This window comes from Variovorax sp. YR216 (assembly GCF_900107745.1).
In the GTDB taxonomy this organism is placed as follows: Bacteria; Pseudomonadota; Gammaproteobacteria; order Burkholderiales; family Burkholderiaceae_C; genus Variovorax.
The window spans coordinates 194560-215707 of sequence record NZ_FNRO01000006.1; the positions used below are offsets into that span (position 1 = coordinate 194560).

Here is a 21148-nt window from a genome sequence, read left to right on the forward strand (position 1 = left end):
ACCATGAGTTTCAGTGACTTCTGGCTGTTCCTGCAGCAAGGCCTGTTGTCGGGCCTTGTGACGGGCAGCGTGTATGCATTGCTGGCACTGGCCATCGTGGCGGTGTTCAAGACGACGGACGTGCCCAACTTCGCGCAGGGCGAGATGATGATGATCGGCGGCTACGTGGCGCTGAGCCTGCTGCTGCTGGCCAAGCTGCCCTACGCCGCCGTGATTCCGCTGACGCTGGTCATCGTGGCGCTGGGCGGCGCGCTGTTCCAGCGCGTCGTGATGGAGCGGGTGACCGGCTCGCGCGGGGTCGGCGTGCAGTTGGTCATCGCCACGCTCGGGCTGGCCTATTTCCTGAAGGGCCTCGTGCGGCAGACCGGCCTCGGCGACACCCCGCGCTCGCTGCCCGCGCTGGTCTCCGGCGATACGGTGCTGATCGGCGATGCCGCGCTGACGCGGCTGGACATCGCGATCTTCGTCGTGGCGGTGGTCGTGATGGTGCTGATCTACCTGATGTTCACCTACACCCGCATCGGCAAGGCGATGCGCGCGGTCGGCATGAACCCGCGCGCGGCGCAGATCGTCGGCATCCGGCTGTCGCGCATCCGCATGCTCGTGTGGGCGATGTCGGGGCTGATCTCCGCGATCGCGGCCTTGCTGATCACGCCCAAGGTACTGGTCACGCCGGACATCGCGCACATCGCGATCCTCGCGTATGCGGCGGCCATCGTCGGCGGCTTCACCAGCCTGCCGGGCGCGGTGCTGGGCGGGCTGATCATCGGCGTGGTGGAGAACCTCGTCGGGCTGTTCATCTCGACGAACGCCATCGTCGTCGCGCCGTTCCTGGCCATCCTCGTCACGCTGATCGTGCGGCCGCAGGGTCTGCTCGGCGGCAAGGTACAGGTGAAGAAGGTATGAAGAAACCCAACCTCGATCACGCGGCGCTGCTGGTGCTGCTCGCGGTGATCTGCGTGCTGCCCTTCGTGGCCACGGGCTATGTGCTGTATGTGGTGAACCTGCTGATGGTGTTCGTGGTGCTGGCCCTCGGCATGCACGTCGTCATCGGCGAGGCCGGGCAGTTCGCGCTGTCGCACACTGCGTTCTACGGCATCGGCATCTATACGGCCGGCATCATCAATGCGACCTGGCATCCGCCCTTCGTGGTGTCGATCATCGCGGGCGGCGTGCTCTCCGCGGTGCTCGGCTACCTGATCGGCTTCCTGGCGCTGCGGATGCGGGACATCTATCTCGCTCTCGCGACCTTCGCGTTCGGCGAAGCGATGCAGTGGGTCTTCCTCAACTGGGACGGCGTCACGGGTGGCTCCAACGGCATGCGCCTGCAGCCCGCCGAGCTGTTCGGGCTCAAGCTCACGAACGACCTGCAGGCCTATCCCTTCGTGATCGGGCTCACCGCACTCATGCTGTGGGCCACGGTCGCGATCTCGCGCTCGCAGTTCGGCTCCGCGCTGCGCGCGGTGCGCGAAAGCGATGTGGCTGCCACGGCGATGGGCATCAATGCGCGTGCCATGAAGCAGTCCGCGTTCGCGATCTCTGGTGCCTTCGCAGGGGTCGCCGGCGGCATGTACACCCTGTTCGTGTCGTTCATCCATCCGGAAAGCCTGGGCTTCCAGACCACGATCCTGGTCCTGACGATGGTGGTCGTCGGTGGCATCGGGTCGGTGCGCGGCGCGGTCGCCGGGGCGATCACATTCGGGATCATCTCGGAGCTGCTGCGGCAGGCGCTCTCGGTGCAGGAAATCATCTATGGCGTGATCCTGATGGGCTTCATGATGTTCAAGCCGCGGGGCCTGTTCGCCGATCGCAAGAAGCGCGCGGCGCGTCCCGCCGCGCAGGAAGGGCTTGGCGGTAGCGCGGTCCATCCGGGCGTGGCGGAAAGGAGCCATGCATGAGCGCGGTTCCATTCCTCGACGTGCAGGGCATCACTGTCCGCTTCGGTGGCCTGACGGCGGTCAACGACCTGTCGTTCCAGGTGCAGAAGGGCACGATCCACGCGCTGATCGGCCCGAACGGCGCGGGCAAGTCCACCACCTTCAACTGCATCTCGCGCTACTACCAGCCGACCGCCGGCCGCATCGTGCTCGACGGCCAGGACGTGAGCCACGCCCGCGCCGACCGCATGGCCGGCTTCGGCGTCGCGCGGACCTTCCAGAACCTGGAGCTCTTCGGCGAACTGAGCGTGTACGAGAACGTGCTGCTGGGCTGCTATTCGCACAGCGCGAGCACCGTGCGGCGCCTGCTGCGCCGGCCCGACGGCGAGACGCGCGACCTGGTGGACAGCCTGATCGAGCGCGTGGGCCTCACCCACGATCGCAACACGACCGCGCGCGAGCTGGACTTCGGGCACCAGAAGCTGCTCGAACTGGCGCGGGCGCTGGCACTCAAGCCGCAACTGCTCCTGCTGGATGAGCCAGCCGCAGGGCTGCGCAACAGGGACATCGAAAGTCTCGACCAACTGCTGCGCGAACTCGCGACGCGAGATGGCATCACGGTGCTGCTGGTCGAACACGTCATGCAATTGGTGATGTCGATCTCCGACCGGATCACCGTGATGTCCTTCGGCGAAAAGATCGCGGAAGGCACGCCCGCCGAAGTGGGGCAGGACCCGCGCGTCATCGAGGCCTACTTGGGCAAGGGAGCCGCCAATGACTGACATGATGCTGGAGCTGCGCGGCGTCAGCGCCTCCTATGGCGCGATCCAGGCGCTGCAGAACGTGTCGCTGCAGGTGCCGCGCGGTGCGATCGTGGCACTGCTGGGAAGCAACGGCGCGGGCAAGAGCACCACGCTCAATTCGGTCTCCCACCTCATCGAGCCTTCGGCGGGCGAGATCCGGTTCGACGGGCAGTCGATCGGGCGGCTCCACTCCGACGAGATCGTGCGGCGCGGCCTGGTGCAGGTGCCGGAGGGCCGCGAGGTCTTCAAGGACATGAGCGTGCGCGAGAACCTCGAACTCGGCGCTTTCCTTCGCAAGTCGTCGCGAAAGGAAATTGCCGAGGACTTCGAGCGCGTCTACCAGATGTTCCCGCGCCTCAAGGAACGCATCGAGCAACGCGCCTCGACGCTGTCGGGCGGCGAACAGCAGATGCTGGCGATCGGGCGCGCGCTCATGGCGCGGCCGAGGATGATCCTGCTCGACGAACCGTCGATGGGCCTCTCGCCGCTGCTGGTGGAACAGATCTTCGAGATCATCCAGCGCCTGAACCGCGAACAGGGCCTGACCATTCTGGTGGTGGAGCAGGACGTGCGGCTCGCGCTGCGCATTTCGAGCTACGCCTACATCCTCGAGAACGGGGAGCTGAACCTCCACGGCCCCTCGAAGCAGCTATTGAACGACCCGGCGGTCCGCCGGGCGTACCTAGGCGTCTGAGCGACGCCCAACGCAAGGAGATTTCCCGATGAATCTGTTGAAGGACAAGCTGGTCCTCGTGACGGGCGGCGGCGGTGGACTGGGCGCGGCGATGGCGCACGGCTTCGTGAAGGAAGGCGCCCGCGTGATCGTGCTGGATGTGCAGCGCGACAAGGCCGAAGCGGTTGCAGGGGCGATCCGCGAGAAGGGCGGCGAAGCCTGGGCCGAGGCCTTGGACGTGACCGACCGCGAAGCGACGCAGAAGATGGCGCAGTCGCTGACCGAGCGCCTCGGGCCGATCGACGTGCTGGTGAACAACGCCGGCATCTCGGGCAAGGCGCGCATCGACGATCCGAACGCGACGGAGGTGTGGGATCGGTTGATCCAGGTGAACCTGCAGGGCCTCTTCAACGTCACGCATGCCTTCGTGCCGGCCTTGAAGCAGTCGAAGGGCTGCATCATCAACCTGTCGTCGATCGTGGCTTTCGTGAGCGGCATTTCGTCGGCAGGCTACGTCGCATCGAAGGGCGCGGTGCGCTCCTTCACGCAGGCGCTGGCGCGCGATCTCGCGCCTTTCGGCGTGCGCGCCAATGCGGTGGCGCCCGGCCTGATGCTCACCGACATGGTGACGCCGCAATTGCAGGTGCCTGGCGGCACCGACTGGTACATGAACCGCGTGCCGGTCAAGCGCGGCGGCAAGCCCGAGGAGATCGTCGGGCCGGTCGTGTTCCTCGCATCCGAGATGGCCAGCTATGTCAACGGTGTGGTCCTGCCGGTGGACGGCGGCTTCCTTTCTGCCTGAGGTGTGTCCATGAATTCGAACAAATCAGTCGCGCTCGTCACCGGCGGCGCGAGCGGCATGGGCCTCGCGACGGTGGAGCGCCTTGCGCGCGACGGCTTCGCGGTCGTCATGGTCGATCGCGTCGAAGCCCTGGCCGTGAAGGAGACGGAACGCCTCAAGGGCTTGGGCCTCGACGTGCAGGTGCGCATCGTCGATCTCACCGACGAGGCCGCGGTCCGCGCGATGGTGCAGGAACTGCCGCCCATCAGCGCGCTGGTGAACAACGCCGGCGTGTTCGACGAGCGCAAGTTCATGGAAGTGACGAGCGACGACTTCCGCCGCGCCTACGAGATCAACACGATCGCGGCCGCGACGCTGACGCAGGAAGTCGCGCGCAGGATGCCCGATGGCGGGCGCATCGTGAACATCGCCTCACGCGCCTATATCGGTGCGCGCAACCATCCGCACTATGTCGCGTCGAAAGCCGCCATCGTCGGCTACACGCGCGCGAGCGCGATGGAGCTGGCCTCGCGCGGCATCCTCGTCAATGCGATCGCGCCGGGGCTGATCGACACGCCGCTGCTGCGCGCGCTCACGCCCGAGCGGATGGCCGCGCAGCTCGCGCTGCAGCCGACGGGCAAAGCCGGCCGGCCGGAAGACATCGCGCGGGCGGTGTCGTTCCTCGTCTCGCCCGAGATGGGCTTCATCACCGGACAGGTGCTGTTCGTCGACGGCGGCAAGTCGCTGGGAAGCTCGATCGTATGAAGACGAAGACACAGGCGCGGTGGGACAAGGAAGTGGATGTGCTGGTCATCGGCGGCGGCGCCGGTGGCATGACCGCGGCGATCACCGCGCACATCCATGGCAGCTCGGTGCTGCTGGTGGAGAAGACGGACCGCATCGGCGGCTCGACCGCGATCTCGGGCGGCGCTGTCTGGGCGCCACTGAACTCGCAGAGCGCCGCGGTCGGGCACCCCGACACCTTCGAGAAGGCGTGGAGCTACATGTGCAATACGGTGGGCGATGCCGCGCCGGAAGCGATGCAGCGAGCCTTCCTGAATTCGAGCGCCGAAGCGGTGGACTTTCTGGAGAAGAACACCGAGCTCAAGCTCGCCGCCCGCAAGTATTCGCCGGACTACTACCCCGACCGCGAGGGCGCGGCATTCGGCGGCCGGTCGCTGGACCCGGTCATGTTCGACGGCCGCCTGCTGGGCGAGCACTTCCGCGAGCTGCGCGATCCGCTGCCGGAGTTCATGGTGCTCGGCGGCATGATGATCACCATGACCGACGTCAACCATCTGCTCGCGGTCACGCGCTCCTTCGCCTCGTGGAAGGAGGGCATGAAGTTGGTGCTGCGCTTTTTCGGCGACCGCCTGCGCGGCTACCACCGTGGCACGCGGCTGGTGCTCGGCAATGCGCTTGCGGCGCGCCTTTTCAAGACCGTGCTGGACCGGCGCATCGAGTACTGGCTCGCCTCGCCGCTCAAGTCGCTGATCACCGAGGGCAGCAGCGTCATGGGCGCCGAGATCGAGCGCGATGGGCGTGTGCAGCGCATTCGCGCGAAGCGCGGCGTGGTGGTCGCAACGGGCGGGTTCCCGTGGAGCACGGAGATGCGCGGCAGGCTCTACCCGCAACCCACCGGCCCGTGGTCCATGTCGCCGCAGGGCAATGCGGGGGAGGGCATCGAAATCGCCCGCGCGGCCGGTGCGTCGATGGGCAGCGGCCACTTCTCGCCGGCCTTCTGGGCGCCGGTCTCGATCCTCCAGAAGCCGGACGGCTCACATGTGCGCTACCCGCATCTCGTGTGGGACCGCGCCAAGCCGGGGCTGATGGCGGTCAACGCGGCCGGGAAGCGGTTCGTCAACGAGTCGACCTCGTACCACGAGTTCGTGATCGGCATGTACCGATCGCACCAGACGCTGCCGACGCTGCCCGCCTACCTGATCTGCGACAGCGATTTCATCGAACGCTGGGGCCTGGGTCTCGCGCTGCCGGGCGGCCGTCCGCGCGAACATCTGGTGCGTGCGGGCTACCTCTATCGCGCCGCCACGCTGGACGAACTCGCCGCCAAGCTGGGCATCGACGCCAAGGGGCTCAATGAATCAGCCGAACAGTTCAATCGCTACGCGCAGGCGGGAGAAGATGAGGCGTTCGGAAAGGGCAGCACCGCGTACAACCGCTATCTGGGTGACGCAGGCAACAAGCCGAACGAATGCCTGGGCCCGTTGCAGAAGGGGCCGTTCTACGCGGTGAAGGTCTACGCGGGCGACATCGGCACCGCCTGCGGCATCCGCTGCAACGAGAATGCACAGGCGCTGGACGCCGATGGCCAGCCCATCTCCGGTCTCTATGCGGCGGGCAATGACATGCAGTCCGTGATGGGCGGACAGTACCCGGCGCCCGGCATCACGCTCGGCCCCGCGCTCACCTTCGGATGGATCGCGGGCCGGCATGTCGCGCAGCACACCACACAGCCACAAGTCGAAATGGAGACCGCGTGAAGATCCTCTTTTCCCCTTTCTCGCCCTATGTGCGCAAGTGCCTCGTGACGGCCCATGAGCTGGGGCTCGACGACCGCATGCAGTTGCTGCCCTCGAACGCGAACCCCGTCCAGCGCGACCGCGACATCATTCGCGACAACCCGCTGGGCAAGGTACCAACCTTCTACACCGACGACGGGCAGGTGCTGTATGACAGCCGCGTGATCTGCGAATACCTGAACGACCTGGCCGGCGGGGCGCTGTTCCCCGCGTCGGGCGCCAAGCGGTGGGAAGCGCTCACGCTTCAATCGCTGGGGGACGGCATCCTGGATGGCGCACTCATCGCACGCTACGAAGACGTGGCGCGGCCCGAGCCGCTGCGCTGGCCCGAATGGCGGGCGGCGCAACTGGACAAGGCGGAAACGTCGCTCGCGCACCTGAACGCGCGCCCCGAACTGCTCGAAGGACGGGTGGATATCGGCGCGATCGCGGTGGGATGCGCGCTCTGGTACCTGGATCTGCGATTCGCGGATTTTGGATGGCGTGACCGGCATCCTGCGGTGGCGCAGTGGTTCGGCGCGTTCGGCGAGAGGCCGAGCATGCGGGCCCAGTGGTCGCTGTAAGGCGGCCTGAACGCGCCGAAGGTTCCGTTCCCGCCCTCAGTTCAGCAGGATCGTATTTCCCTTGACCGTCACCGGTTGGCCGACGGCGAACGAACTGCGGGAGTCGATCGTGCGCAGCGACCCGTCCTGCATACGCACGTTGATCCTGTACATGGTGTGCGTGTTGCGGTTTCTTTCGACGGCATTGCCCGCCATGGCGCCGCCAGCGGCGCCAGCGACGGTGGCGAGCGTCCGACCCCTGCCGCTGCCGACCTGATTGCCCACGACGCCTCCCACCACGCCGCCGGCCACGGCGCCGACTCCGGATGTGGATGCCGAGGCCTGCGCAGGGTTCACGGACTCGACGGTGCCACAGACGGAGCAGGTGCCCGCGGAGCTCTGAGCATGCGCCACGCTCAGCGTTGCGGCGAGCAGGCAGGCGGCCGACCATTGCCGTGCGAAAGTGAAACTCGATGCCATGAAGCCTCCATTCATCTTCAGTGCCGTTGCGAATACGTCGGAGGCCCGTGGGCCATCCGGCAGGTGTTGGAGCCCAGTGTCAACTTGCTCTTCGCGCATGCTGCACCAGGGACGTCAAGCACGCAAGCGCATCGAAGAAGCGCAAAGCCTAGAACGCGCTCTTCGTACAGCCGCCGTCGACGCGAAGCGCCGCCCCTGTCGTTCCCGATGAAAGCGGGCTGGCAATGTAGGCCACCATGGAGGCAATCTCCGCTGGATTTTCGAACCGCTTGATGAGGGACGTCGGGCGCACCTTTTCGAAGAACTCCCTCTCGTAGGCATCGAAGGACTTGCCATCGGCCTTGGCAAGCGCCTCGACGAAGTCGCCCACGCCGCGCGACTTGGTCGGGCCCGGCAGGATGCTGTTGACGGTGATTCCAGTGCCGGCGACGGCCTCGGCCAATCCGCGGGAGACGGCCAATTGCGCCGTCTTCGTCATGCCGTAGTGAATCATCTCCGAAGGAATCTGGATGGCGCTCTCGCTCGAGATGAAGATGATGCGTCCCCAGTTGGCCCGCCGCATCGCGGGCAATACCAGACGCGCCAGGCGCACGCCGCTCAGGACATTCACATCGAAAAAGCGCGTCCAGTCTTCATCCGGAATGTCTTCGAACGGCTTGGGTTCGAAGATGCCGAGGTTGTTGACCAGAATCTCGATGCCGGGGTACTTCGCCACCAGGGCTTGCGCCGCCGCGGCGGTGCTCAGGTCGCCGGCAAAACCGATGACTTCGCCGCCTTCCGCCGCCTTGATCTGAGCCACCGCGGCGTCCACCGAGTTCTGCGAACGCCCATTGACGATGACGCGTGCGCCCTCCGCCGCCAAGGCATTCGCGATGGCGAATCCGATGCCTGCCGTGCTGCCGGTCACCAGCGCCAGCCTGCGCGTGAGTTGGAGATTCATTGCGTGTGCCCTTCAAAGAGAAATGATGGGTCGTGCCAGGCGGCGCAGCGCGGCGGCGACTGGCCCTTGGGGCTCAGCGTAGGCGAATTCGAGGGCGTCGTCGAGCGGCCGCGCCACACGACAACTAGTCGAGCCGAACCCCGCTTCGCCTGACCGCTTCTCCCCAGTGGGCGTACTCGCTGCGGACAAAGGCCGCGGCTTCCGCCGGACTGGTGCTGAACCGCGGAACGGCGCCGATTTGGCGCATCCTGGCATCGACCTCCATGGTCTGCATGGCCTTGTTCATGGCCCCGAACGTGCCTGCTACCAATTGCTTGTCGGTGGCGGCAGGGTAGAGAAGCATGAGCCACGTGACAGCGCTGAAGTCCTTGAAGCCCTGTTCCGCGATGGTGGGCACGTTTGGCATCGTGCCGAGCCGCTTCGTGGTTCCGGCACCGAGCGCCTTGAGGCGACCGGACTGGACGAACGGCTTCACGGCGGCCGCGGTTTCCAGCGCGAGCGACACCTGACCCGCGACCACATCCGTCAGTCCCGGGCCGCTTCCCTTGTAAGGCACATGCAGGATGTCGATGCCGGCACGGGCCTTGAAGTCTTCCATGGCCAGATGAGAGACCGTTCCGTTGCCCGATGACGCGTTCGTCAACTTGCCGGGGTTGTCCTTGGCGTAGCGCACCAACTGCTCGACGTTGTTGAACGGCGTCGACGGATGACACACGAGCACGAACGGAAGATCGCCGAGCAATCCGACGGGCTCGAAATCCTTCAGCGAGTCGTAGGGCACTGACTTGTACATGTGCGGATTGGTCGCCACCGCGGACATGTGCGTGAGCATCATCACGCTGCCATCGGCCGGCGACTTCGCAAGCGCCCCCATGGCGAGACTACCGCCCTGGCCGGGTCTGTTGTCGACGATGTAGTTGCCGCCGGTCACCGCGGGCAGCTTGTTGGCGAGCAGCCGCGCAACGATGTCGGTGGCCTGCCCGGCGGGGAACCCGACGATGATCTTCACGACCTGAGACCCCTTGCTCACTTGCGCCTGTGCCGCACCCGCGAGACCCATGCCGGCTGCGGCCAGGACGAAGGTGCGCCGATCGATGCCGGCATTCTTCATGTCTGTCTCCATCTCAACTTCTCTTCTCGGTGGGATGAACGTTTCGCCGTTCAGCGTGCAAACAGAACACCCGCCAGGGTGGCGACCGAGCCGATGACGGCCGAAATCGCGAGCCACCAGCCGGGAACCATCACCGTTGCGGCGGCGCTTGCATCGGATCGAGTCGCGGCGACGGCCGCCGGTGTCGGTGCGACGGAAGCACTGGCTGTCGAGCCCGCCACCGGACGCCCGGCGGAAACGCCGATCGGCCGAGTTGCGGTCTCCTTCGCAGCAACGGGCACTCCGGCCAGTTGCGTCTTGAAGGCCTTGAAGAAGTCATCGGCCATCTTGCGTGCCACGCTGTCGATGAGCCGCGAGCCGACCTGGGCGAGCTTGCCGCCCACCTGTGCCTGCGCGGTGTAGGTGAGTTCAGTCTGACCGTTCGACTCGGTCAACTTGACGGACGAGTTGCCCTTTCCGAAGCCGACAGCGCCTCCCTGTCCTTCGAAGACCATGGTGCAGGATGTAGGCGCCTCGATATCGGACATCCTGAGCAGGCCGTTGAAACGCGCACGCAGAGGGCCGATGGCCGCGGCCATGATGACCTTGAATTCCTCCGCGGATGTGCGCTCGACGGACTCGCAGCCGGGCAGGCTCCTCTTGAGGATGTCAGGGTCGTTCAGCGCATCCCAGACCCGCTGGCGCGGCGCTGAGATGGTTTGGGTTCCGGTGATTTCCATGGCCGCCTCAATGCGTGTTCTTCTTCATGGCGGCGGCCGTGTTGACCATGGAGTGCAGGCTGCGTGCGTAGTCGATGGCGCCCTGCTCGTCCATGCGAGGCGCCACGCGCAGGTACTCCTTCAGGCCCAGGATCGCAGGACGCGGGCGGGAGAGCAGCACATCGACGAAGCGACTCACCTCCGCGTCCAGCTTCGCATCGGGAACCACGTGGCTCACGAGCCCGTAGGCCAACGCCCGCTGCGCGTCGATGAAGTCGGTGGAGTACGCCATCCACAGGATCGCGTTCCGGTTCATGCGGTCGTACACCGCCGACATCACCATCGTCGGCATGACGTTGTGACCGATCTCGGGGATGTTGAAGGTGGCGGTGTCGCTGGCGAAGCTCACATCGCACAGGGAAGCGATGGCGGTGCCGAAGCCCATGCAGCGACCCTTGATGACGCCGATGATCGGCACCTTCGCGCCCCGCATGGCCTGGTAGCTGCCGAAGATGCCGTCGTACTCGTCGCGACGGGTGTAGGCCTCGGAGGTGGGCGGGGTGGTGCCCGCGTCACGGATGCGGCCGGTGCAGAAGTCCGGGCCGGCACTGCGTAGCAGCACGGCATCGGCGGTCTCGTGCGCCTTGGCCAGCAGTTGCGACAGTGCCGAAGCCATGCTGTCCGAGACGCCGTTGTCGTCGGTGCGGTTGAGGGTTACAGACAGCAGGCGGCCCTGCTGCTCGATGATCAGATGCGGATGCATGAAGGTCTCCGTAGTGGTTGGAAATGGGTTACTTGCGGACGCGCTCGAAGTGCCGCAGCAGGGCCGCGTTGAACGCGGCGGGCTGGTCGACGTTGGGCAGGTGTCCCGCTTCGGCGATCGTTTCGAGGACCGATCCGGCAATTCGCTGCTGCAGGTCGCGCATCGCTTCGGGCAACACGCCGTCGTTCGAGCCGACGATCAGCGTCATGGGCGTTGCAATGCCGGCCAGGTCCGCCAGGTAGTCCAGGCCTTGAATGGCTCGGGCGCAGCCGACGAATCCCTTGATGGAGGTGCGTGCGGCAATGGCCTCGAAGCGCTCGGCGATCCCGGTGTTCGCCATCACGAAGGGCTTGCCGAACCAGCGCTCGATCGTCGGGGCGGCCAGTGGCGCGCAGGTCCCGCGCTGCTCGGCAATGGCAATACGCTCGTCCCAGGGCGCGGCTACCGCAGGCGGCGCATCGGCCCTTCCATCGCACAGCACGAGGCTCAGGAGTCGCGCGCCGTGGCCGATGCCCAGCCCGAAGCCACTCATCGCGCCGAGGGAGAGTCCGACGTAGTGCGCCCTCGCGATATCCAGTGCGTCCAGCACCGCCACCGTGTCCGCGGCGAGCCCATCCATGGTCACGGCTTCGGCCTTCGGTGCGGGCGAATCACCGTGGCCCGTGGCATCCACGCGCACCACGTACCAGCCCTGACCGGCGAGCAATGCAGCCTGCTCGTCCCACATGGCTGCCGACGAAAGAATGGAGTGGGTCATGACGACGGCCGGGTGCTTCGGATTGCCTTGCAGCCGGACGGCCACGTCCCCATGGTGGGCGCGCACGAGGCGCTGCTGGATGTCTGCGTGGTTCATTCGGATTCCTTCACGCCCGCAGCGCGCAGCGCACGCCACACCGCTTGTGGCGTCATGGGGAGTTCATTGATGTTTGCGCCGACAGGTGCGAGCGCGTCGTTGATCGCGCTGGCGATCACTGCAGGGCCGCCGAGATAGCCGGCTTCCCCGGAACCCTTCTGCCCGAACGCCGTCAGCGGCGATGGCGTGCAGTGGTCGACGATGGTGATCGACGGCACCTCTTCTGCACTGGGCAGGAGGTAGTCCATGAAGGTGCCCGACAGCAGTTGCCCCTCCTCCGAGAAGGCGAACTTCTCCATCAGCGCGGCGCCCAGGCCATGCGCGACGCCGCCGTAGGTCATGCCATGAACGACGTCGGGGCTGATCATCACGCCGCAGTCGTGGCCGACGGCGTAGCGATGCAGGTGCGTCTTGCCGGTCTGCGGATCGATGCTTGCGAGCACGACGTGCGACTCGAAGGAATGGCAGGGGTACATCTGCACCCGACCGTCCTCGGTCGGCATCTTTCCGCCGGTGGGAACCTCCCAGCAGAACTTCTCCTGGAGCCCGGGCTCCATGCCCGGAGGCATGCAGTGGTACTTGCGATGGGCGATCTCGACGAGCGCGTCCCAGCGCATCCGGCGCACGGGGTCGGCCTGGACGAAGACGTCGCCGTCCTCGTAGGTCAAGGCTTCCTTGGGCGCCTCCAGGTTGTGGGCCGCGATGGTGAGCAGCTTGTCCTTGAGGATCTTCGCGGCGCCGGCCGCAGCGCCGCCCAGCATGATGGCCATCCGGCTGCCTACCGGGCTGTTCGATGGCAGTGCGTTGAGCGAGTCCGCATGCAGCACGCGGATGCCGTCCGGCTCGCGCTGCAGCACTTCGCCGACCACCGTCGACACCAGCGTCTCGTGCGCCTGCCCCGAGGTGGAGGTGCCCATCAATGCCGTCACCGCGCCGTTGAGGTCGATGCGGATGAGGCACGAATCCATCCAGGTCGTGGTCTCGTTCTTCGGATTGAACAGCGGCTCGAAGGCCGAGTTGCCGCCCGAAGGCTCCAGGCAGGTCGACACGCCGATGCCCGCCAGCAAGCCCTTGGCGCGCAGCGCGTCGCGCTGCACGACCAGTTCGTCGTACGCCGCTGCCGCGAGCGCCTTGTCCATCACCGCCTCGTAGTCGCCCGAGTCGTAGTAGGTGCCGCTCGGGATCAGGTAGGGGAAGGAGTCCTTGTGGATCAGGTTCTTGCGGCGCAGCGCGACGCGGTCCATGCCGAGGTGGCGGGCGATCCTGTCGATGCCCGTCTCGATGGCGTAGTTGGTCGGCGCCTGGCCGAAGCCGCGCACCGCTTCCTGGGGCGTCTTGTTCGTCATCACCGAGTAGGCGTCGTACTCGACGCTGGCGATCTTGTAGGGACCCACGATGGCGCCCACCGGCTTGCCGAGCTGAAGCGGGGAGCGCCCCGAGTACGCACCGATGTCATCGACCGCGCGCATGCGCATCGAGCGGATCGTTCCATCACCGTCGAAAGCGAGCGTGACGTCGAAGATGCGGTCCGGCCCCTGCATGTCGCCGCCGCGCATGTTCTCCAGCCGGTCTTCCAGGAAACGCACGGGACGACCCAGCTTGCGCGCCAGGAAGCCCACGAGGACCGTGTGCTTGAGACCCCGCTTGACGCCGTAGCTCCCGCCCACGTCGACGTCGTAGTGCACGCGCACGCCATTGCCCGGCAGGCGCAGGCACTTGGCCAGCAGGTCGGGGTACTTGGGCATCTGGATCGAGGCCCAGACATCCAGGATCTGCGTGGCGTCGTTCCAGCTGCAGGTCGCGACGAAGGTCTCGATCGGCACGGTGGAGCTGCGAGCCCACCGCACCCGGTAGCTCAACTGGTGCACGGAAGTCGCGAAGTGCGCGTCGACATCGCCCCATGTGAACTTGCGCTGCCAGATGATGTTGCCGCCATGGGCCGGATGCACCCTGGGCGCGTCCGGAGCCATCGCAGCTTCGGGGTCCACCACATGCGGCGTCGGCGCGTACTCGACATTCACCATCTCTGCGGCGTCCTCCGCCAGCGCACGCGACTCCGCGACCACCGCCACCACCCATTCGCCGGCGTAGCGGACGACGCCGCGTGCAAGCGGGTAGCGCGCGACCTTGGGCGCATCGACGCCCGGCAGCATCGGATCGACAGCGTCGTTGAGTTCCTCGCCGGTCAGCACCGCATGCACGCCGGGCATGGCCTGCGCGGCGGAGGCGTCGATCGACAGGATCCGCGCGCTCGCGTAAGGGCTGGCCACGATCGCCACATGAAGCAGGCCCGGCGGGACCACATCGGCTGCATAGTGGCCGTTGCCCGTCACGAAGCGCCGGTGCTCGACGGCCCGGCGATGACGGCCGATGTACTTGAAGGCTTGGTAGGCAGGGTGCTTCGGATCAGCCATGGGAAGCCTCCGTGCCCTTGGCGCGCGCATCCTTGACCTCATAGCCAGGCGAGGTCGCCAGCTTGACCGCGTCGACGATCTGCTGGTATCCGGTGCAACGGCACAGGTTGCCGCCGATGGCGTCGCGGATCTGCGCCTCATCGGGCTGCGGTGTGCGCTCCACCAGCGCGTGGCAGGCGACCAACATTCCCGGCGTGCAATAGCCGCACTGCAGTGCGTGGGTCTCGCAGAAGGCGTCCTGGATCTTGGAGAGGCATCCACGCTGAGGCGCCAGGCCTTCGACGGTGGTCACCGCCATGCCATCGGCCTGCACGGCGAACATGCAGCACGAACGCACAGGTTCGCCGTCGAGCAGCACGGAGCACGCACCGCAAATGCCGTGCTCGCAGCCGACGTGGGTTCCGGTGAGGCCCAGATGGTCGCGCAGGAAATCCACCAGCGTTGTGCGCGGCTCCACGGCACGCGGCTGGATCACTCCGTTGACCTTGATCTCGACTGTGACTAGGGAGGACATGGCGATTGGGCTTTCTTGTCTCAGTGATGAAGGGCGGGAGAGCCGCGATGGGTCTGCGCGGCTTTGAGCAGGACGCGCGTGAGCATCACGACGCCCAGATGCCGTCGGTAGTCGGCGTTGGCATGCAGGTCCGATCCCGGCTCGGTCTGTTGCATCGCTGCCTGGGCCATTTCCCTGGCCATTCCTGCATCGATGCGATAGCCGATCAGTTGCCGCGCCAAATCAGGAAAGGCCCGCGGCGTGCCATCCACGCCACCGACACCGAAGGCCGCGCGCCGGCAGACACCATCCGCATCCAGTTCGAGCTGGCAGGCGGCGGAGGCCATGGCAAAGTCGCCATGGCGAATCGCGGTTTCATCGAAGGCAGTGAAGACACGGCCTTGCCAGACAGGCCACTCGATCTCGACCAGGCATTCGGTTTCGCCGGTCGCGGTGAACATGGGGCCGAGGAAGAACTCCTGCGCGGAGATCTGCCGCTCGCCATCGGCCTGGCTCTGCAGGCGCAGCGTCGCATCGAGAACGGTCGCGGCCAACGGCAACTCGGCAGAAGGATCGGCATGGACAAGGCTGCCACCCACGGTGCCGCGATTGCGCGTCTGGATGTGCCCCACCCAGCGCAGCGCGTCCCGCACCAGAGGCAGGGCCGCTTGTAGGTCGGTTCCGTGCTCCACTGTGCGCTGTCGGGTGGTGGGGCCCATCCGTACCCTGTCCGCCTCGATGCTCACTTGCCGCAGCTCGGGCAGCCGGTAGATGTCGAGAAGCACCGTGGGACGCGCCAGGCGCATCGCCATCATCGGCACCAGGCTCTGGCCACCGGCGATGGCCTTGGCATCCATGCCGTTCTGGTGGAGGCAGTCCAGCGCGTGTTCGAGGGATTCCGCGCGGACGTAGTCGAAGGGGGCTGCTTTCATGGGTTCAACGCGGGGTGTATGTCGTTTGGTGAAAGCTGTGGCAGTAAATCTCACGTTCCCGGAGATTCATCGGTGCTGCTGCCTTCTTCGCTTGTCTCGTTTTGGTAAGGGAATTTTGTTTTCAGCCCTCTGCACGAGCAATCGATCAAATCTGATGCGGCGTGAGAAAATCTCACGGTTCACACCGTGCGAAAGCCACGACATTTGCGGGGACCATGATGAGAAAGCTCCCGCCACTGAACGCCTTGAAGGCCTTTGAGGCCGCCGCCCGTCACGTCAGCTTCACCAAGGCGGCGGAGGAACTGCACGTCACGCACGGGGCCGTCAGCCGGCAGGTTTCGCTTCTGGAGGACTGGCTGGGCGCGACGCTCTTCCAGCGCGGCGCTTCGCAGGTGGCGCTCACCGATAGCGGCCGCGCCTACGCGCAGGAGGTCACATCGCTCCTCGATCGCCTGTCCGTGGTCACTGCGCAGGTGATGGAGAGGGCGGCCCCGTCGGCCATCAGCGTGAGTGCGCCGCCGACCTTCACGATGCGATGGTTGATTCCCCGTCTATCGGTCTATCAGAGAAAGCGGCCCGGCATCGAGGTGCGACTGACGACGTCGATCGCGCCCGTGCACTTCCAGGAGAACAACTACGACATCGCGATACGCGGCGCGCTGGAGCCCATGACGGGTTGCGACTCCGTGCCCTTCATGACGGAAACCATTGTTCCGATCTGCCACGCCGACTTCGTGGAATCGGGTGGCTTGCGAAGCCCGGCGGACCTGAAGCGACACACGCTGATTCGCTACACGACCGAGCCCTACCCGTGGTCGACATGGTTCGAGTCGGCGGGCATCGACGAGATTGCCGGCGCGAGCACGCTTCACTTCGAGCAGATGTACTTCGCCTTGCAGGCCGCGGCAGAAGGATTGGGCGTGGTGCTGGTGCCGCTCTTCCTGGTGGCGGACGACATCGTGACCGGAAAGTTGTGCGCGCCGTTCGGCCTGCACGGCGCGATGCATCGACACTACTACGCCAACACGTCACCGGCCTCGACGCACAACGCAGTCATCGCGGAGTTCCGCGCCTGGCTCATCGAGGAAGGCCGAAGCACGGAGCAAGCCATCAACACCTGGGCACAGGAGACGCTGAAACAGGTCACGCCACCTGCGAGCCGGCGAAGACGGAGATAGCAGCCTCAGGGTCCGAGGACTTCGAGGCCCGGCGCCCAGCGCGGGGTCCATCAGCCCAGCAGCGGACTGCGCGTCGCGCTGTACTTCGACGCGAGATCGTACGCATGCCCGATCTGCAGCACCGCGAGATCGGCCTGTGCGCGGCCGATCACCTGCATCCCGATCGGCAAGCCGCCCGGCCCGAAGCCCGCCGGCACGTTGAGTACCGGCAAGCCCGAGAGCGTGCCGCCCACGACCACTTCCATCCAGCGGTGGTAGGTGTCCATCGGCTTGCCGTTGATGCTCTTGGGCCAGTCCAGCTTCGCATCGAAGGGGAAGATCTGCGCCGACGGCAGCACCAGGTAGTCGTAGCGTTGGAAGAGCGTGTTGAGCGCCTGGTACCACGCACTGCGGTCGATGGAGGCGCGGTAGACGTCCGCGCCCTTGAGGTTGAGGCCGTTCTCGACTTCCCACACCGCCTCGGGCTTCATCATCGCGCGGGTCTTCGGATCGGCGTAGAGGCCGCCCGCGATGCCTGCGACGATGAAGCCGCGCATCGTGAGCCAGGTCTTCCACAGCCGCTCCATCGGGAAGTCGGGTTGCACTGCGTCGACCGTGCAGCCGATGGTCTCGAAGTGCTTGAGCGCCTTGGTGCAGGTGTCGAGCACGCCGGCCTCCATCGGCAGGTAGCCGTTGTAGTCGCCCATCCACCCGATGCGCGCGCCCTTGAAGTCCTTGTTCAGCGGCTTCGTGAAGATCGACGGGTCCTGGTCGATCGACAGCGGCACGCGCGCATCGAAGCCGGCTTGCACCGACAGCAGCATCGCGACATCCGCCACGCTGCGGCCCATCGGGCCTTCGTAGCCGAGCTGCTGGATGAAGACCTCGTTGGTCGGCCCGTAGGGTACGCGGCCGAACGAAGGGCGGAAGCCGAAGACGTTGTTCCATGCGGCAGGGTTGCGCAGCGATCCCATCATGTCGCTGCCGTCGGCCACCGGCAGCATGTTGAGCGCGAGCGCCACGGCCGCGCCGCCGCTGCTGCCGCCGGCGCTCCTGGTCGGATCGAAGGCATTCAGCGTGGTGCCGAACACGGTGTTGTAGGTGTGCGAGCCGAGGCCGAACTCGGGCGTGTTCGTCTTGCCGATCAGCACCGCGCCGGACTTGCGTGCACGCTCGACAACGATGGCGTCGGTCTTCGGCACGTAGTTCTTGAAGATGGGCGAGCCCTGCGTCGTGACAATGCCCGCCGTGGCCGCGAGGTCCTTCGGCGCCTGCGGAAAGCCGTGCATCCAGCCGACCGTGCGGCCGTCGTTCTTCGCGGCCGCGAGTTGCGCGTCGCGTTCCTTCGCCTGCTCCAGAAGCCCGTCGCGCGGCTGCTGCGAGACGATCGCGTTGACCTTGGGGTTGAGCTTGTCCACTTGCGCGAGGTAGGCGTTCATCACCTCCACGCACGAGACGCTGCGCGACTGGATCGCGCGGGACAGCTCGATCGCGGACCAGCCGGTGATCTCGCTCGCGGCCTTGGCCGATGCCCCCTGCGCAAGCGCGCCCAGCGGTGCCGCAGCGAGCAGCGCCGCGCCGGTCTTGAGGAATTCGCGGCGGCCGGTGTCCGTGCCGTGAGCGGAAGTCGAATCGTCGATGTCAGTCATGGTGGATGCTCTCGTGGTCTTGGGTGTTGGAATTCGAGGCGAAGCCGGTTACTTGGCCGGATTGACTGGATGGGTTGGACGGTTCAGCCCCAGCGTGGGCGTCTCGTCGAAGTAGTTCCACGGCTTCAGCAGCGCGTGCACCCATTCGGTCGGCATGATCGGCCACTCCTCGGCGCGCGCGACGTGCGTGGTGCCGGTGGTCAGCCACACCACGTTGTCGGTGTTCACGATCGGCTGGTCGTCGGCGGTGAACTGGCCCAGGCCCGTGTCCTTGCCCGACCGGTTGGGGTACTTGCCTTCGGGGAACTTCTCTTCCGGGTCGTACCGCGTGACCCAGATCTGGCGGTCCATGAAGCTCAGGCGGTGGTTGATCCACTCGTCCTTCGCGAAGTTGGCGCCCTTGGCGATCGGGTGCGTGCCGCCGGCGTATGGAATGAGCTGGTACGACACCGGGTTGCCGACCTTGTTGAGCTTGTTCGTGTTGCTCAGGAGGCGGATCGTCGAGGCATCGAACTTCTGCGCCGCGGCCTTCTCGCTCGCCACCGTGCGCTGCACCGTCTGCATGGTGCTGGTGCGCGGACCGCCGCGGGTGTTCTTCTCGACCACCGGGTCGATCTCGGTGAGCGAGTTGGCTTCGCCGTCCACGTCGAGGTCGAGCCGGAAGTTGTAGATGTGCTGGTGCGTCGTTCCGACGATGTTGTGGTCGAGCAGCGTTCCGTAGCGCGTGTCCTCGGCGGCGGTCGCGTCCTGCATGGTGCGCGAGCGCACGCCCTTGACCGCCTCGATGCCGGTGGCGCCGGCGTTGATGCCGATGGTGCCGTTCTCGGCGAACACCCAGTCGAACATGTAGTCGTAGTTGCCCACGGTGCTGATCCAGCGCACCACGAGTTCACGCCGCTCGGTGCTCACGTTGGGCTTGCCCATTTCCTGGTGCTTGAACTCGGGGTCGGCGTAGCGCTCGAAGACCGCGATGGCGTTCGGCACCTTGGCCGGTGCGCCGGTGTAGTCGGCGAGCGTCGCGTCGAGCAGCACTGCGTTGTCGGGCGCGTCCTGCCCGCGCTCGATCGGCGAGGTGAGCGTGCCCATGCCGTACTCGCCCGAATCGAGATACGCCTTGAAGTACCAGCCCACGTCGGGGTCTCCGTAGGGCACGATCATTCCGCCGAGCGAGCCTTCGTACATCACCTTGCGGCGCGTGCCGCGATCGTTGTAGGTGACGGTCGAGAGCACCAGCCCCACGCGCGAATCGAGCCGCAGGTGGAAGTCCCAGTTGCGCCAGTGCAGCGTGTTGCCGGTGATCGTGTAGTTCTTGCCCTCGGGCTCGGTGATCTCCAGCGGCTTGTGCGGTGCGGTGAGCTTGCGGTCGCGGCCGTCGTACGGCGTGGGCTTGAGCGGCACCGGGATGACGCCCTCGTCCTCGATCTTCACGACCTGCTTCTTTTCGAGATCCACCACCGCGACGAGGTTCTCGATCGGGTGCGCCCAGTAGTTGCCGTCGCCCACGTCGAGGTAGCTCACCACCTTGAGCAGCCGGTCTTCCTGCTTCAGCGAATCCTTGCCATCGAAGTAGCCGACGGTCAGCGGCGTCGCGACGACCTTCTTCACGTCATTGATGTCGCGCTTGCGCAGGGCCTGCGCGTACTCGGGGCTGGCTTCGATCGCAGCCTGCACGGTCGCGAAGTCGTCGATCAGCACCATGCCGTGCGCGCCTTCGACAGGCTCCCAGCGCGTCACGCTGCGGGCGGCGAGGTCGACGGTGCCTTCGATCAGCTTCTTGCCATCGAGCACCACCACCGACGCCTGGCGCGTCGCACGCACCGGCTGGCCGGTGAGCGCGAAGTTCCAGACTTCGTCCTTCGGCGGCGTCTTCAGCGTGATCTCGGTGAAGCGGTAACCGGGCTGGTAGCGGCCGGAGGCCTTGAGGATCGATACGGCCGCGTTGATTTCATCGGCAGTCAGCGGATTGAGCGGGCTCGGCGTGCGCTCGATCGCGAAGGTCTTGTCCAGGCCCGACTGGAACACCTGGTTGATGAAGTCGTGCGAGACGAAGGCGGTGTTGCCGCGCATGGTCACCGGCACGTCGAGCTTCACCGGCTGGCCGTTCACCAGCGCGGTGCGCGAGCCCGGCTTGACCCGCACCAGCGTGCTGTTGCGTGCGATGGTGAAGACGCCCGCGAAGCTGTCGTAGCGCACGTTCGCGCCGAAGTCTTCGAGCGTTTTCTTTAGAGGCACCATGTGCGCTGCGCCGCCATGCGCGTGCGCCGGCGGGGCGAAGGTCGAAAGGGCCGCGCAGGCGGTGATGGCCGCGATGGCGGTCAGCGCGGCGGCGCGCGTGCGGAGGGGTCGGGAAGCCTTGGGCGATTGGAGCTGCATCGTCGTACTGCGTCGCTGTGGGAGTGGTTGCCACGAAGCGTACGAGCGCCGGCCGCCGGGCCGTTATCC

The 21148-nt window shown here is 66.2% G+C and carries 20 protein-coding genes; 9 read left to right on the forward strand and 11 right to left on the reverse strand.

What is annotated here, in order from left to right:
- Positions 1 to 3: 3 nt before the first annotated feature.
- The 8 genes from BLW05_RS18420 to BLW05_RS18455 are packed head-to-tail and all read left to right on the forward strand — an operon-like array spanning position 4 to position 7237.
- Positions 4 to 906 carry a branched-chain amino acid ABC transporter permease gene (locus BLW05_RS18420; protein ID WP_093164838.1) on the forward strand — a complete coding sequence of 301 codons (903 nt, stop codon included), beginning with the start codon at positions 4 to 6 and terminating at the stop codon, positions 904 to 906.
- Positions 903 to 1898, forward strand: coding sequence for a branched-chain amino acid ABC transporter permease (locus BLW05_RS18425; RefSeq protein ID WP_093164839.1), 996 nt, complete (start codon positions 903 to 905; stop codon positions 1896 to 1898). The genes BLW05_RS18420 and BLW05_RS18425 overlap by 4 nt, the downstream gene beginning before the upstream one ends.
- Positions 1895 to 2659, forward strand: coding sequence for an ABC transporter ATP-binding protein (locus BLW05_RS18430; RefSeq protein WP_093164841.1), 765 nt, complete (start codon positions 1895 to 1897; stop codon positions 2657 to 2659). Before BLW05_RS18425 ends, BLW05_RS18430 begins: the two co-directional genes overlap by 4 nt.
- Positions 2652 to 3374, forward strand: a complete 723-nt coding sequence (locus BLW05_RS18435) for an ABC transporter ATP-binding protein (protein WP_177142706.1) — start codon at positions 2652 to 2654, stop codon at positions 3372 to 3374. Before BLW05_RS18430 ends, BLW05_RS18435 begins: the two co-directional genes overlap by 8 nt.
- 28 nt (positions 3375 to 3402) lie before the next feature.
- A complete protein-coding gene (locus BLW05_RS18440) occupies positions 3403 to 4155 on the forward strand; it encodes an SDR family NAD(P)-dependent oxidoreductase (protein WP_093164842.1) in 753 nt (250 codons plus the stop codon).
- 9 nt (positions 4156 to 4164) lie between these two features.
- Complete coding sequence (locus BLW05_RS18445; protein ID WP_093164844.1) at positions 4165 to 4899, forward strand: SDR family NAD(P)-dependent oxidoreductase; 735 nt, start codon at positions 4165 to 4167, stop codon at positions 4897 to 4899.
- Positions 4896 to 6635 (forward strand): FAD-dependent oxidoreductase, encoded by a 1740-nt coding sequence (locus tag BLW05_RS18450; protein WP_093164845.1) that lies wholly within the window; start codon positions 4896 to 4898, stop codon positions 6633 to 6635. The genes BLW05_RS18445 and BLW05_RS18450 overlap by 4 nt, the downstream gene beginning before the upstream one ends.
- Positions 6632 to 7237: a glutathione S-transferase gene (locus BLW05_RS18455; RefSeq protein WP_093164847.1), complete on the forward strand. Its 606-nt coding sequence runs from the start codon at positions 6632 to 6634 to the stop codon at positions 7235 to 7237. The genes BLW05_RS18450 and BLW05_RS18455 overlap by 4 nt, the downstream gene beginning before the upstream one ends.
- Before the next feature lie 36 nt (positions 7238 to 7273).
- Here BLW05_RS18455 and BLW05_RS18460 read toward each other — a convergent pair whose 3' ends face one another.
- The 9 genes from BLW05_RS18460 to BLW05_RS18500 all read right to left on the reverse strand — a co-directional run bounded on the left by BLW05_RS18460 (position 7274) and on the right by BLW05_RS18500 (position 15900).
- Positions 7274 to 7696 carry a glycine zipper 2TM domain-containing protein gene (locus BLW05_RS18460; protein ID WP_256330370.1) on the reverse strand — a complete coding sequence of 141 codons (423 nt, stop codon included), beginning with the start codon at positions 7694 to 7696 and terminating at the stop codon, positions 7274 to 7276.
- A gap of 148 nt (positions 7697 to 7844) precedes the next feature.
- Positions 7845 to 8636 (reverse strand): SDR family NAD(P)-dependent oxidoreductase, encoded by a 792-nt coding sequence (locus BLW05_RS18465; protein ID WP_093164850.1) that lies wholly within the window; start codon positions 8634 to 8636, stop codon positions 7845 to 7847.
- Positions 8637 to 8760: 124 nt separating this feature from the next.
- Entirely contained in the window at positions 8761 to 9747 is a 987-nt protein-coding gene (locus BLW05_RS18470; RefSeq protein WP_177142707.1) for a Bug family tripartite tricarboxylate transporter substrate binding protein, read from the reverse strand.
- Positions 9748 to 9797: 50 nt separating this feature from the next.
- Positions 9798 to 10466, reverse strand: a complete 669-nt coding sequence (locus BLW05_RS18475; protein ID WP_093164853.1) for an SRPBCC family protein — start codon at positions 10464 to 10466, stop codon at positions 9798 to 9800.
- 7 nt (positions 10467 to 10473) lie between these two features.
- On the reverse strand, positions 10474 to 11208 hold the full coding sequence (locus BLW05_RS18480; RefSeq protein ID WP_093164854.1) for an enoyl-CoA hydratase/isomerase family protein: 735 nt from the start codon (positions 11206 to 11208) through the stop codon (positions 10474 to 10476).
- 28 nt (positions 11209 to 11236) lie between these two features.
- Positions 11237 to 12061, reverse strand: a complete 825-nt coding sequence (locus BLW05_RS18485; protein WP_093164856.1) for an alpha/beta fold hydrolase — start codon at positions 12059 to 12061, stop codon at positions 11237 to 11239.
- Positions 12058 to 14475, reverse strand: a complete 2418-nt coding sequence (locus tag BLW05_RS18490; protein ID WP_093164857.1) for a xanthine dehydrogenase family protein molybdopterin-binding subunit — start codon at positions 14473 to 14475, stop codon at positions 12058 to 12060. Before BLW05_RS18490 ends, BLW05_RS18485 begins: the two co-directional genes overlap by 4 nt.
- Entirely contained in the window at positions 14468 to 14989 is a 522-nt protein-coding gene (locus BLW05_RS18495) for a (2Fe-2S)-binding protein (RefSeq protein ID WP_093164859.1), read from the reverse strand. The genes BLW05_RS18490 and BLW05_RS18495 overlap by 8 nt, the downstream gene beginning before the upstream one ends.
- Before the next feature lie 20 nt (positions 14990 to 15009).
- Entirely contained in the window at positions 15010 to 15900 is an 891-nt protein-coding gene (locus tag BLW05_RS18500) for an FAD binding domain-containing protein (protein WP_093164860.1), read from the reverse strand.
- A 218-nt stretch (positions 15901 to 16118) separates the two neighbouring features.
- On the opposite strand from BLW05_RS18500, the gene gcvA reads away from it, so the two are divergent.
- Entirely contained in the window at positions 16119 to 17078 is a 960-nt protein-coding gene (gcvA, locus tag BLW05_RS18505) for a transcriptional regulator GcvA (RefSeq protein ID WP_218135191.1), read from the forward strand.
- A gap of 50 nt (positions 17079 to 17128) precedes the next feature.
- On the opposite strand, the gene BLW05_RS18510 is transcribed toward gcvA, so the two are convergent.
- Positions 17129 to 18706 carry an amidase gene (locus BLW05_RS18510; RefSeq protein WP_093164864.1) on the reverse strand — a complete coding sequence of 526 codons (1578 nt, stop codon included), beginning with the start codon at positions 18704 to 18706 and terminating at the stop codon, positions 17129 to 17131.
- A 48-nt stretch (positions 18707 to 18754) separates the two neighbouring features.
- Positions 18755 to 21079 carry a primary-amine oxidase gene (gene tynA, locus BLW05_RS18515; RefSeq protein ID WP_093164865.1) on the reverse strand — a complete coding sequence of 775 codons (2325 nt, stop codon included), beginning with the start codon at positions 21077 to 21079 and terminating at the stop codon, positions 18755 to 18757.
- Positions 21080 to 21148 lie beyond the last annotated feature (69 nt).